This window comes from Roseovarius sp. A46 (assembly GCF_004126395.1).
Taxonomy (GTDB): Bacteria; Pseudomonadota; Alphaproteobacteria; order Rhodobacterales; family Rhodobacteraceae; genus Roseovarius; species Roseovarius nitratireducens.
Map to the genome: position 1 here is coordinate 54,929 of NZ_PVWS01000015.1, position 12,796 is coordinate 67,724.

Sequence of the window (12,796 nt, forward strand, 5' to 3'; positions counted from 1 at the left end):
GCCGCGCAGCGCCCGACCGCCGGGTGGGCGCAATACCGGTTGTGCGGCGCGATTTATGGTGCAAGATACTTCTGCAATCACAGCTACTTGCAACGACGAGGAGCGCCCGCCCGAGGGGGCGGTCGGGCGCTGCGCGGCGGCGCGTTCCGCGCCTTGATTCCGCGCAAGTGGGCCAAGATCGGTAGGTCCGCTCAAGGCCGATCCCGCCCCGCTCACCCTTTGCTCGCTACTCCACCGCGCGGATGAGCTTGCGTTCGAGCACGCGCAGCACGGTGCGCAGGTCGTGCCCGCGCTTCAATATCCGCCCGTCCATGCCGATCACCGAATACTGCCCCTGCCGGTCGCGCAGGCGGGGGCGTTTCTCGATGCGGTAGAGCGGGTGCTCGGCGGTGCGGCGAAAGACCGAGAACACGGCCACTTCGCGCAGGCAGGAGATACCGTAATCGCGCCACTCGCCCGCCGCCACCATGCGTCCGTAAAGCGACAGGATCACGCTCAACTCGTCGCGTCGGAACGCCACCTGCGGCTCGGTCGGTTTCGCGCCCGCGAGCGGGCCGGGGCCTGGCATGTTCATGGCCCCAGATTTGCGCCAAATGCAGCGCGAATCAAGAGCGATGACACGCCGACCCCCGTCAGGCGAACCGCCCGTGGCAAAACCACCCCCCCGAGAGCGCCGCACCATGCGCCTGGAAAAGCCAGAGCCGCTCGCCGCGCGTGGTCAGAACCTGCCAGTAATCGCGCAGGCCCGTGCGCCATTCGGGATCGTCGAGCCACCATTCCGGGGCGATCCGCTCGGGACCGATGGCATGGGCCGTCTCGTGCCGCCGCCCGCGCCAGCGAAACGCCGCGCAGGGCCGTCCGCCCGCCTGTGGCGTGACCGGCTCGGGCCGCCAGAGCATCAGCGGGCGGGGATGTTCGGGCCGCGGCCAGGGTGCGGCGGCGGGCTCGGACCAGGCGGCGGCGAGGGTGATAGCGGTCTTGGCCGGGATGCGGCTCTCGGCGGGGTGGCGGCGGGTGATCGCGTCGAGCCCGACACGCGCGCCCAGCCGGGTAAGCAAGTCCGCGAGCGCGTCACCCCGCGCGGCCGCCTGCCCCTGCCCGCGCATCTGCTCGGGCACGATACGCTCGGTCTGTGGCGCGTCGAGGCGCAGCATGTCGATGCCAAAGCCCGCGTCGATCCGCTCCAGCCGTGGCACCAACAGCGCGAGCATCGCGTCGGCGTCGCGCATGGCGCGCGCCAGCCGCAGGTCCACCGCCTGCACGCCGCCATCGGCACCGCGCACCTCGAGCCGCAGGGCGCGCGCGCCCTCGCCGCGCTCAGCCAGCCGCGCGCAGAGCTGCGCCAGCAGCCGCGCGGCCCCCTCGCGCAGGTCATCCATCAGGCCGATCGGCTCGGGCAGGCTCAGCCGCACCGCCAGCGGCGGCGGCGGTGCGATGGCCGAGAGCGGCTCGGGCACAGCACCCAGCGCCTGGTCGAGCCGCCGCATGAGCACCGGACCGAAGCGCCGCCCCAGCGCCGCGCGCGGCTGCCCCGCGAGATCGCCGATCCGCCGCAGCCCCAGCCGACCGAGGTCATCGGCCAGCCCCTCGGGCAGGCGCAGCGCCGCCACCGGCAGGGAGGCCAGCACGGCGTGAAGCTGCCCCGGCGGCGCGAGGATCACCGGGGCGGCGGCGCGCGGCACCGCCCGGCCCTGCCACGGCCCGCGCCGGGCGGCGCGGGCGCGGGTGGCGCGCGCCTCCTGCTCGATGGCGTCGCCCGAGCGGCCCGGTGCCACCCCCTGCCCCGCGAAGCGCGCCAGTGCCCAGGCCGCGCCGGGCGTATCGGCGATGGCGCAACGCGCCGAGAGGCCGAGGTCTGTGGCCTCGTCCACAACCGCAGCACCCAGCGCCGCCTCACCGCCGAAAAGATGCGCGCAACCGGTGATGTCGAGCATCAGTCCCGCCGCCCCGTCGCACGCAACCAGCGGCGAGAACCGGTCCGCCCAGCGCGCCAGCGCGCGCAGAAATGCGGCCTCGGCGGCGGGCTCTTGCGGGGCGGTGCGCAGGTCGGGGCAGAGCGCCTGCGCCTCGCGCAGCGGCTGGCCGGGCACCAGCCCCGCCGCCTCGGCCCCGGCCGAGAGCGCGGCCAGCACCTGCCGCGGCCCGTCCTCGGCCACCACGGCGAACGCCCCCGCCGCGCCCGCACGGCGCGTCAGGCGCTCGGCCCCCAGCCGGGGGAACCAGACGGAAAGGATGCGACGGGTGGGCATGGCAGCAAATGTTCGCTATTTGTTCTAAAGATAGATCGACTGGTCGGCCAAGTCGAGTCTGCTGTCCGGGCCGTCATGCGATACTTTCGTCCCGGAATGCGTGCTATTGCGGAACGCATGTCACGAATTTGCGGACCAGACCCCGTGCGCGAAGGACACTCCTTTTCGACCCTCGCGGCGCGGCTTAGCTTTTCCACCAACACGAAAGAGGGAGACAGATCATGACCAAGACATCCATCCGCACCACCACGGGCCGCGGCCGCCGCTTCGACAGCATTCTGGATACGATCGGCGATACGCCGGTGATCCGCGTCAACAACCTCGGCCCCGATCACGTGACGATCTATGTCAAGGCCGAGGCGTTCAACCCCGCAGCCTCGGTCAAGGACCGGCTGGCGGTCAATATCATCGAGGCCGCCGAACGCGACGGGCGGCTCAAACCCGGGCAGACGGTGGTCGAGGCGACAAGCGGCAATACCGGCATCGGCCTCGCGATGGTCTGCGCGCAGAAGGGCTATCCGCTGGTGGTGACGATGGCCGACAGTTTCTCCATCGAGCGCCGCCGCCTGATGCGGATGCTGGGGGCCAAGGTGGTGCTGACGCCCAAGGCCGAAAAAGGCTTTGGCATGTACAAGAAGGCCGAGGAGCTGGCCGAGCAGAACGGCTGGTTTCTCGCCCACCAGTTCGAGACCAAGGACAATGCCGATATCCACGCCGCCACCACCGCGCGGGAAATCCTCGGCGATTTCGAGGGGGAACGACTCGATTACGTGGTCACGGGCTATGGCACCGGCGGCACGGTGACGGGACTGGGCCGGGTGCTGCGCGATACGCGCCCCGAGACCAAGATTGTCCTGTCGGAGCCTGCCAATGCCGCGCTTCTGGGCAGCGGCCAGGCGCAGGAACGCAACGACAAGGGCGAGCCCGCCGCGAGCCACCCGGCCTTCGAGCCGCACCCCATTCAGGGCTGGACCCCGGATTTCATCCCGCTGGTGCTGCAGGAGGCGGTGGACAAGGGCTATTATGACGATCTCATCCCCGTTTCAGGCCCCGACGGGATCAAGGCGGCGCGCGACCTCGCGGCAAAGGAGGGGATTTTCACCGGCGTCTCGGGCGGCGCGACCTTCGCGGTCTCGCTGCAGATCGCCGAGGTTGCCGCCCCCGGGTCGGTGATCCTGTGCATGTTGCCCGACACCGGCGAGCGCTACATGACCACGCCGCTCTTTGACGGGATCGGCGAGGACATGGACGAGGAGGAACAGGCGATCTCGGCCTCGACCCCGGGCTATCAACTGGGCTGACGGCCTTTGCACGGCTGCACAGGAACCTGTGCAGTCGCGCCGATTGTGCGCCCGCGATCAGGAATTAGTTTGGCGAGGACACAAAGCGAGAGGACGCCATCACATGACCGACGACAGCTATACCCCACCCGAAGTCTGGACATGGGAGGGCGCCTCTGGCGGGCAGTTCGCCTCGATCAACCGGCCCATCGCCGGGGCGACCCATGACAAGGAGCTGCCGGTCGGCGAGCACCCTTTCCAGCTCTACTCGCTGGCCACGCCCAACGGCGTCAAGGTGACGGTAATGTTCGAGGAATTGCTCGCCGCCGGGCATGACGCCGAATATGACGCGTGGAAAATCGACATTGGCGAGGGCGAGCAATTCGGCAGCGGCTTTGTCGAGATCAACCCCAATTCCAAGATCCCCGCCCTTGTGGACCGCACCGGGGACGCGCCGCTGCGGGTGTTCGAGAGCGGCTCGATCCTGCTGCACCTGGCGGAGAAATACGGGGCGTTCCTGCCTGCGGGCGGCCCCGCGCGGACCGAGGTGATCAACTGGCTGATGTGGCAGATGGGCAGCGCGCCCTATCTCGGCGGCGGCTTTGGTCATTTCTACGCCTACGCGCCGGAGAAATGGCAATACCCCATCGACCGCTTCGCGATGGAGGCCAAGCGGCAGCTCGACGTGCTGAACCGCGAGCTTGCCGACAAGCCCTTCATCGCCGGAGACGAATTCACCATCGCCGACATGGCGATCTGGCCGTGGTATGGTCAGCTGTGCCTCGGGCGGCTCTACGACGCCGCGACCTTCCTCGACGCGAAGAGCTACAAGAACGTCCTCGCCTGGGCCGAGAAGATCGACGCGCGCCCGGCGGTACAGCGCGGCCGCATGGTCAACCGCAGCTTTGGCGAGCCGCATATGCAACTGCACGAGCGTCATTCGGCCGAGGATTTCGAGACCCGCACGCAGGACAAGATCGGCGAGGACGCCTGAGCGCTTTCGCCGTCGCGCGGAATGGGGCATGAAGGGGCAAAAGGAGCCTTCTTCATGCCCAACCGCGATACCCAACTCCTCGCCGTTCTGATCGACGCCGACAACGTCCCCGCCAAGTATGCCGACGCGATCCTGCGCGAGGTCACGAGCTATGGCGAGCCGGGGCTGCGGCGGGTCTATGGGGACTGGTCGAGCCAGCAGCTTTCGGGCTGGACCAAGACGGCGCAGAACCTCGGCCTCGTCCAGCACCAGCAGACCGCCAACACCAAGGGCAAGAACGCCAGCGATATCGGGCTGGTGATCGACGCGATGGATATCCTGCACGCGGGCCATTTCGACGGCTTTGTGCTGGTTTCGTCGGACAGCGATTTCACCCGGCTGGCCAGCCGCATCCGCGAGCAGGGGCTGACGGTGATCGGCATCGGCGAGGCCAAGGCGCCCGACGCGCTCAAGAACGCGTGCAACCGGTTCGTGGCGATCGAGAACATCTACGAGGACGTGAGCGACGCGCCACGCAGCACGCCCAAGGCCAAGCTCGACAGCCACCACATCGCCGACGCGCGGCGGCTGATCTTTGACGCGATGGAGAAGATCGACAGCGATGACGAATGGTATCCGCTGGGCCGCATCGGCCAGCAGATACAGACCGACAAGCCCGATTTCGACACGCGTACATATGGCAAGAAAAAGCTGAGCGATCTCATCAAGGAACTGAAGGTGTTCGAGACCAAGCCCGGCTCGGGCAACCAGCTTTTGGTGCGGCGGGTGGATTGAGGAGCGAGGCTAGTGGCCTGAAGCGGTCGTTGGGGTCTTGGTGCCAATGCGCGGAATCGAGGCGTGCTTGCACGCCGCCGCGCATCGCCGGGCCGTACCCACGGCACGGCGATACGGCTGCAACCTGCGCGCCGCTCAGACCTTTTTCGGATTTGGCAGCCATTAAGCACGGCAGCAAGAGCGTTGGATCGCCGCACCGCGGCCCGTCGATGTGCGGCTAACTCGGACGTCCCCTCCAGGCCACCCCTCCCTCACATCCCCAGTTCCGCCCGGATCGCCGCGCTGTCCGCACCGCGCTGGGGTGGGTCCGTGACCCGGGACACGGACCCGTCAAAGCGGGGGGCAGGCGCGGGGGCAAGGCTGCCCCCCTCGTCCTGCCACACGCCGCGCGCCGCCATGTGCGGATCGCCTGCCGCCGCGTCGGGGCGCAGCACCGGGGCGACGCAGGCATCGGACCCGGCAAAGAGCCGTGCCCAATACGCCAGCGGGCGGTCAGCGAAGATCGCGGCCAGCGCTTCGGTTTGTGCGAACCATTGCGCGCGGTCCTGCTGCGCGGCAAAGCGCGGATCACCTCCAAGCCCCATCACATCCAGAAACGCCGCGTAGAACTGCGGCTCGAGGCACTGCACAGCAATCCATCCGCCGCAGGCGCAGGCATAGACGCGGCTCCAGTGCGGGCCGTCCAGCAGGCTCTGCCCTCGCTCCATCGACAGGTTGCCAGAGGGCATCATCGACATCAGCAGCGCCATCATGTGCGCCGAGCCATCGACGATAGCGGCATCCACCACCGTGCCCTGCCCGGTGCGCGCGGCCTGCACCAGCCCCGCGAGCAGCCCCGCCACGAGGTAGAGCGCGCCGCCGCCCACATCGCCCAGCATGGTCGGCGGCGTCACCGGCGGCGTGCCGGGGGCGCCCGCGTACCACAGCGCACCGGAGGTGGCGAGGTAGTTGAGGTCATGCCCAGCCTGCCGGGCGCGCGGCCCGTCCTGCCCCCAGCCGGTCATCCGACCGTAGACAAGGCGCGGGTTGGCGGCGCGCATCGGCTCGGGCCCCAGCCCCAGCCGCTCCATCACGCCGGGGCGATAACCCTCGATCAGCGCGTCGGAACGGGCGACCAGCGCGCGCGCCACGGCGATGTCGGTCGCATCCTTCAGGTCGAGCACGATAGACCGCTTTCCGCGGTCGAGCAGGTTGCGGTCCCCCGCCACCGGACTGCCCGGGCCGGGACGGTGGATCACCACCACCTCGGCCCCCATCTCGGCGAGCATCATCGCGGCGAAGGGCGCAGGCCCCAGCCCCTCGAATTCGACCACGCGCAGCCCCGTCAGCATCCCTGTCCCCCTCCTTGTCGTGACCCGGACCATAGGACGTCTTTGCCCCGGCGCGCCACCGGGTTACGCTGTGGGCCGGAGGAACAGGAGGAGACGCCGAGATGAAGATGTCCGACAGCCGCGAGATCGCGGCCGACCGCGCGACGGTATGGGCGGCGCTGCTCAGCCCCGAGGCGCTCAAGGAATGCGTGCCCGGCGCGCAGGAGGTGACCGGGACGCCCGAGGACGGGTTCGAGGCGGTGGTGGTGCAGAAGGTCGGCCCGGTGAAGGCCACCTTCAAGGGCTCGGTGACGCTGACCGACATGGTCGAGCCCGAGAGCCTCACGCTGAGCGGCACGGGCAAGGGGGGCACGGCCGGCCATGCCAAGGGCAGCGCCGCCGTGCGGCTCGAGGAGATCGAGGGCGGCACCCGGCTGCACTACGATGTCGAGGCCAGCGTCGGCGGCAAGCTCGCGCAGCTTGGCAGCCGGATCGTCGATGGCTTTGCCAAGAAGATGGCCGACCAGTTCTTTGCCCGGTTGGAAGCGGCGGTCATCCAACCGGAGAAAGTCCCGGATGAGAATACCGCGGAGACCGACGACGAAGCCCCGAAAAAGGGCTGGTTCCGCCGCATGTTGGGATAAGGACGCGGCGCCGCGTCAGTCGGCGCCGCCCGCGCCACGCGAGACCACCGGGGCACCCGATTCGGCGGCGATCAACCGCGCGATGCGGTGGGCGATCACGCGGCTGCCCTTGAACGAGGGGTGGATGCGGTCCATCGCGTGGTAGGACAGATCGCCATGCGGGACCATGTCGGCGAGCGGCAGGAAATGCACCCCGCCATCCAGCCCGGCTAGCCGCGCAAGCCGCGCGTCGAGCATGTCGCCCTCGTCGGCGCAATGCTCGATCGGAGAGCCGTTGCCGGGCGTGCGCATGTAACCCACGAGCAGCACCTGCGCCCCGTCGTGCCGCGCCCGCGAGGCAAGGCCAGGGATCACGCCGCGCCGCCCGTCCTCGGAAATCATCTGGTCCATCTTGCGCTCGCAGCGGTTGCAGCCGCAGCCGAGCCACAGGTCGTTGCCGCCACCGCCCAGCACGACCCAGTCCCAGTCGCCACGGCGATATTGCTTGGCGATGTTGAGGCCAAGGGCGCCGGAGATCGGCAGCCGATAGAGAAACCGTGCGCCGCCCACCGAATTGTCCACGAGATGCGCGTCAAGCGCGGCGCGCAGGCGCGTGCCGACGGAGCCACCTGCCAGCTTGTGCATGGCAAAGAGCGAATCGCCCATCATCAGGATGCGTGGCCCGTTCTGGCCGCCGGCATGGGCCAGCCCCGCTTGCGTGACGGACAAAAGGAAAAGGGCGGTCAGAAGTCGGGTGAGCATGGCATTTCCCACAGATCAAATCGGTCCCACCCGATGATGCTTATAGCAAAGACGAGGCGCGCTGTCGCGCATAACCATCGCACAGATTGTTTCCAGATTGGAACTGCGCGCCACCGCACAGGTGGATGGCCGCCCACGCCGCTTGCGGTCGCGCGCCAACCGACTAGGTTGCGATCAAATCAGAAGGGGGCAGACGGACATGGCGGCCATCGTCGAGGTCGAGAACCTCAGCAAGACCTACAAGGGCGGCTTCACCGCGCTGCGCGGCGTATCGCTCGCCATCGAGCGCGGCGAAATCCTTGCGCTGCTCGGTCCCAACGGCGCGGGCAAGACCACGCTCATCTCGGCGCTGTGCGGCATCACCACGCCCTCGGGCGGCCAGGCGCGGATCGGCGGGCACGACATCCTGCGCGACTGGCGCAAGGCGCGGCACCTCGTGGGCCTCGTGCCGCAGGAGGTGGCGCTCGAACCGTTCGAGAAGGTCATCAACACGGTGCGATTCTCGCGCGGGCTGTTCGGCAAGGGGCGCGACGATGTGCTGGTCGAACGCGTGCTACGGCAGCTCTCGCTGTGGGACAAGCGGCACGCGCGCATCCGCGAATTGTCCGGCGGAATGAAGCGCCGCGTGCTCATCGCCAAGGCGCTCTGTCACGAGCCGCAGGTGCTGTTTCTCGACGAGCCGACGGCGGGCGTCGATGTCGAACTGCGCCGCGACATGTGGGAGGTGGTGCGCGGTTTGAAGGAAAGCGGCGTCACCATCATCCTCACCACCCATTACATCGAGGAGGCCGAGGCGATGGCCGACCGCGTCGCCGTCATCAACAGCGGCGAGATCCTGTTGGTCGAGGACAAGGCCGCGCTGATGCACAGGATGGGGCGCAAGACGCTGCGCATCGACCTCGCCGAGCCGGTGGACGCGGTGCCGGACGCGCTCGACGGATACGATCTCGAGCGGATCGAGGACGGCGCGGCGCTGCTCTATCATTACGACACGCGCGGCGAGGGCACCGGCATCACGCGGCTGTTGCAGGCGCTGGCGCGCGAGGGGCTCGGCTTGCGCGATATCGAGACCCGGCAAAGCAGCCTCGAAGAGATTTTCGTGGACCTTGTGCGGGAGGACGCGGCATGAACCTGCACGCGATCTGGGCGATTTACGTCTACGAGATGAAGCGGTTCTTCCGCACGATATTCGAAAGCCTGCTGTCGCCGGTGATTTCCACCACGCTCTATTTCGTCGTCTTCGGCGCGGCCATCGGAAGCCGTATCGAGCAGGTGGAGGGAGTGAGCTACGGGGCCTTCATCGTGCCGGGCCTCATCATGCTGAGCGTGATGACACAGGCCATTTCCAACGCCTCTTTCGGTATCTACTTTCCGAAATTCATCGGCACGATCTACGAGCTTCTGTCGGCGCCGGTGAATTTCATCGAGATCGTGATCGGCTATGTCGGCGCGGCGGCGACCAAGTCGCTGTTGATCGGGGGGGTGATCCTCGTTACCGCGCGGCTGTTCGTGGAGATAAATATTCATCACCCGGTTATGATGCTGGGCTTTCTGGTGATGATCTGCATCTCCTTTGCGCTGTTCGGGTTCATCATCGGCATCTGGTCGGAGAATTTCCAGCAGTTACAGCTCATCCCTCTTCTCGTCATCATGCCGCTGGTGTTCCTGGGCGGGGCGTTCTACTCGGTCTCGATGCTGCCGCCCGCGTGGCAGACGGTGACGCTGTTCAACCCGGTGGTCTATCTCATCTCCGGATTTCGCTGGTCGTTCTTCGGGGTGGCCGATGTCAGCCCGGGGCTGAGCCTGCTGGCGGTGGCGGTGTTTTTCGCGCTGTGCCTCGGGGCGGTCTGGGCAATCTTTCGCACTGGCTATCGCATCAAGTCCTGAGCGCGGGGTGATGTTTTCCCGCACCGCCGCGCCTGCGGGGCACGCGCCGCCTTGTCTGTCGCCCCCGCGCACTCTACATCGGGCCGGATGAGACATCTTGTCCCCTTCCTCAACCGGCCGCCGCGCGTGGCGGTCATCCGCCTCGCTGGCGTGATCGGATCGGGGCCGCGCGCGGCCCTGAGCGACGAGGCGTTAGGCCCGGTGATCGAAAAGGCGTTTCGCCGCGGCAAGCCCGCAGCGGTGGCGCTGGAGATCAACTCGCCCGGCGGCTCGCCGGTGCAATCCTCGCTCATTGCCGCGCGCATCCGGCGGCTGGCAGAGGAAAAGGAAATTCCCGTCCATGCCTTTGTCGAGGATGTGGCGGCCTCGGGCGGGTACTGGCTGGCGGCGGCGGCGGACGATATCCGCGTCGATCACGCCTCGATCCTCGGCTCCATCGGGGTGATCTCTGCGGGGTTCGGGGCGGACGTGTTCCTCAAGCGGCAGGGGATCGAGCGGCGGGTCTATACCGCCGGCAAGTCCAAGAGCACGCTTGACCCGTTCCTGCCGGAAAAGCCAGAGGACGTGGCCCAGCTCAAGACCGTTCTCGACGATATCCACACTGCCTTCATCACCCATGTGAAGGACCGCCGCGGTGGGCGGCTTTCCGACGAGCCGGACCTGTTCTCGGGCGAGTTCTGGCTGGGAGGCAAGGCGATCGAGCTTGGCCTCGCCGACGGGTTCGGCCACCTGGTGCCGCGCATGAAAGAGGTCTACGGCGACAAGGTTCGGCTGGTGCGCTACGGGCGTCGGCGGGGGCTGTTGTCACGCTTCGGCGCACATCTCGCCCAGGACGCGGTGGCGGCACTTGAGGACCGGGCGCATTACGCCCGGTTCGGGCTTTGACATGATCGTCAAGATCGTCCTCCTCTTCCTTATCGCGATGGGCGTGCTGGCCATGTTCGGGCGGCTGCGTTTTCCAGGCCAAAAGCGGCTTGAAGCCGCAAAATGCCGCAAGTGCGGACGCTTCCGGATCGGCAAGGGGCCGTGCGCTTGCGAGAAAGGTCCGCGCACATGATGCCGTGGGTCATGGTGGGACTCGGCCTTGTCATCCTGTTGCTGGCAGGCGATGCGCTGGTCAAGGGCGCGGTCAATCTGGCGCTGCGCATCGGCATCCCCGCCCTGATCGTCAGCCTGACGGTGGTGGCGTTCGGCACCTCGGCGCCGGAACTGCTGATTTCCGTCAATGCCGTGCTCGCCGACAAGCCGGGGCTCGCGCTTGGCAACGTGGTCGGCTCCAATACCGCCAACGTGCTGCTGGTGCTGGGCATTCCCGCGCTAATCGCGGTGATGCACACAAGCGCCTGCAACTGCAAGCGCTCCTATTTCCAGATGCTCGCGGCGACCGTGCTGTTCATCGCGCTGGCGTTTCGCGGCAGCTTCGACTGGATTGCCGGGCTGGTCCTGCTCGGCGCGCTGGCGCTGATGCTCGGGGATGCATTTCGTAACGCGGTCACGCATCGACGCGAGGCAGCCGCCGCGGCGCTGCTGGCGGCGGACGGAGATGATGTCGAGGGCGCGGACCCGGACATGCCGTGGTGGCAGATCATCACCTTCCTGGTGCTGGGCCTCGTCGGCCTGCCGCTGGGCGCCGACATCCTCGTGGACAACGCCTCGATCCTCGCCATCCGCTACGGCGTGAGCGAGGCGGCGATCGGGTTGACGCTGGTGGCGCTCGGCACCTCGCTGCCGGAGCTGGCCACGACGGTGATGGCCGCGATCCGGCGGCAGGCGGACGTGGCGCTCGGCAACGTGATCGGGTCGAACATGTTCAACCTGCTCGCCATCATCGGCATCACCGCGCTCATTGGCGAGGTGCCGGTGGATCGCGAATTCCTGGTGTTCGACCTGTGGGTGATGCTCGCCGCGTCGCTCATGCTCATTCCGTTCGTGATCCTGTGCAGGGATCTCGGGCGGCTCTGGGGGATCCTATTGACAGCCGCCTATGTGGGCTATGTCACGCTCGTGCTGGTATGAACGGAGACAGGGCATGACACGGGCATTGGTAACGGGAGCGGGCAAGCGGCTGGGCCGGGCGATGGCGCTGGAACTGGCGCGGCAGGGATGCGACGTGGCGGTGCATTATGCCACCTCGCAAGCCGAGGCAGAGGCCACCGCAGCGGCGATCCGTGATATGGGGCGGCAGGCGGTGACGCTGCGCGCCGACCTGCTGGACGAGGCACAGGTGGTGCCGCTGGTGGCACGCGCAGCCGAGGCGCTGGGCGGGCCGATCCTGACGCTGGTCAACAACGCCTCGATCTTCGAGTATGACAGCATCGCGACCGCCACCCGTGAAAGCTGGGACCGGCACATCGGAAGCAACCTGCGCGCGCCCTTCGTGCTGATGCAGGAGATGGCCCGCGCGGTGCCGGAGCCCGGCATCGATGAGAACGGCGAGCCCCGCGCGCGCGGACTTGTCGTCAACATGATCGATCAGCGCGTGCGCAAGCTCACCCCGGAGTTCATGACCTACACCATCTCCAAGATGGGGCTGTGGGCGGTGACGCAGACCGGGGCGCAGGCGCTGGCCCCGCGTGTCCGCGTCAACGCCATCGGTCCGGGCCCCACGCTACAGGGCCATCGCCAGAGCGACACGCATTTCGCCCGCCAGCGCGCAGCGACCGTTCTGGGCCGCGGTGCCAACGAGGGCGACGTCACCGCCGCGCTGGCCTACCTGCTGCATGCGCCCGCGGTGACCGGGCAGCTTATCTGCGCGGATGGCGGTCAGCATCTCGGCTGGCGGACGCCGGACGTGCTCGGCCCCGAGTGAGAACATGAACCCTTGTCTGAGTTTTGCACCGGTCATGATTCCTTCACAGAAGCGTTACAGAAAGCTTAATGATTTCAACAATCTGTCAGAAACATATAAAGTTATCGT

The 12,796-nt window shown here is 67.7% G+C and carries 14 protein-coding genes; 10 read left to right on the forward strand and 4 right to left on the reverse strand.

Features of this window, described 5'->3' with window-relative positions:
* Positions 1–226 precede the first annotated feature (226 nt).
* Positions 227–574, reverse strand: coding sequence for a DUF2794 domain-containing protein (locus C6W92_RS09725; protein WP_129432784.1), 348 nt, complete (start codon positions 572–574; stop codon positions 227–229).
* A 58-nt stretch (positions 575–632) separates the two neighbouring features.
* The gene (locus C6W92_RS09730; protein WP_129432785.1) at positions 633–2,249 is read right to left on the reverse strand and encodes a DNA polymerase Y family protein; all 1,617 of its coding nucleotides are present in this window, start codon (positions 2,247–2,249) and stop codon (positions 633–635) included.
* 221 nt (positions 2,250–2,470) lie between these two features.
* Here C6W92_RS09730 and C6W92_RS09735 point away from each other — a divergent pair, with 221 nt between their 5' ends.
* From C6W92_RS09735 to C6W92_RS09745, 3 genes are all read left to right on the forward strand, one after another.
* A complete protein-coding gene (locus C6W92_RS09735; RefSeq protein WP_164989210.1) occupies positions 2,471–3,550 on the forward strand; it encodes a pyridoxal-phosphate dependent enzyme in 1,080 nt (359 codons plus the stop codon).
* 103 nt (positions 3,551–3,653) lie between these two features.
* Entirely contained in the window at positions 3,654–4,523 is an 870-nt protein-coding gene (gene yghU / locus C6W92_RS09740) for a glutathione-dependent disulfide-bond oxidoreductase (protein ID WP_129432787.1), read from the forward strand.
* A 54-nt stretch (positions 4,524–4,577) separates the two neighbouring features.
* The gene (locus tag C6W92_RS09745) at positions 4,578–5,297 is read left to right on the forward strand and encodes an NYN domain-containing protein (protein ID WP_104018684.1); all 720 of its coding nucleotides are present in this window, start codon (positions 4,578–4,580) and stop codon (positions 5,295–5,297) included.
* 251 nt (positions 5,298–5,548) lie between these two features.
* Here the strand turns inward: C6W92_RS09745 and C6W92_RS09750 are convergent, their stop codons facing one another.
* Positions 5,549–6,628, reverse strand: a complete 1,080-nt coding sequence (locus C6W92_RS09750; RefSeq protein ID WP_129432788.1) for a CaiB/BaiF CoA-transferase family protein — start codon at positions 6,626–6,628, stop codon at positions 5,549–5,551.
* 101 nt (positions 6,629–6,729) lie between these two features.
* Here C6W92_RS09750 and C6W92_RS09755 point away from each other — a divergent pair, with 101 nt between their 5' ends.
* Positions 6,730–7,251: a carbon monoxide dehydrogenase subunit G gene (locus tag C6W92_RS09755; RefSeq protein ID WP_129432789.1), complete on the forward strand. Its 522-nt coding sequence runs from the start codon at positions 6,730–6,732 to the stop codon at positions 7,249–7,251.
* Between the two features lie 15 nt (positions 7,252–7,266).
* Here C6W92_RS09755 and C6W92_RS09760 read toward each other — a convergent pair whose 3' ends face one another.
* Positions 7,267–7,992 (reverse strand): SGNH/GDSL hydrolase family protein, encoded by a 726-nt coding sequence (locus tag C6W92_RS09760; RefSeq protein WP_129432790.1) that lies wholly within the window; start codon positions 7,990–7,992, stop codon positions 7,267–7,269.
* Between the two features lie 199 nt (positions 7,993–8,191).
* Here C6W92_RS09760 and C6W92_RS09765 point away from each other — a divergent pair, with 199 nt between their 5' ends.
* The 6 genes from C6W92_RS09765 (at position 8,192) to C6W92_RS09785 (ending at position 12,688) form a co-directional block, all read left to right on the forward strand.
* Positions 8,192–9,121: an ABC transporter ATP-binding protein gene (locus C6W92_RS09765; protein WP_129432791.1), complete on the forward strand. Its 930-nt coding sequence runs from the start codon at positions 8,192–8,194 to the stop codon at positions 9,119–9,121.
* Positions 9,118–9,879, forward strand: coding sequence for an ABC transporter permease (locus C6W92_RS09770; RefSeq protein WP_129432792.1), 762 nt, complete (start codon positions 9,118–9,120; stop codon positions 9,877–9,879). Before C6W92_RS09765 ends, C6W92_RS09770 begins: the two co-directional genes overlap by 4 nt.
* An 87-nt stretch (positions 9,880–9,966) precedes the next feature.
* Positions 9,967–10,764, forward strand: a complete 798-nt coding sequence (locus C6W92_RS09775; protein WP_129432793.1) for a S49 family peptidase — start codon at positions 9,967–9,969, stop codon at positions 10,762–10,764.
* Between the two features lies 1 nt (position 10,765).
* Complete coding sequence (locus C6W92_RS17695) at positions 10,766–10,936, forward strand: hypothetical protein (protein ID WP_164989211.1); 171 nt, start codon at positions 10,766–10,768, stop codon at positions 10,934–10,936.
* Positions 10,933–11,895: a calcium/sodium antiporter gene (locus tag C6W92_RS09780; protein ID WP_129432794.1), complete on the forward strand. Its 963-nt coding sequence runs from the start codon at positions 10,933–10,935 to the stop codon at positions 11,893–11,895. The genes C6W92_RS17695 and C6W92_RS09780 overlap by 4 nt, the downstream gene beginning before the upstream one ends.
* A gap of 13 nt (positions 11,896–11,908) precedes the next feature.
* Entirely contained in the window at positions 11,909–12,688 is a 780-nt protein-coding gene (locus C6W92_RS09785; protein WP_104018676.1) for an SDR family oxidoreductase, read from the forward strand.
* Positions 12,689–12,796: the final 108 nt, after the last annotated feature.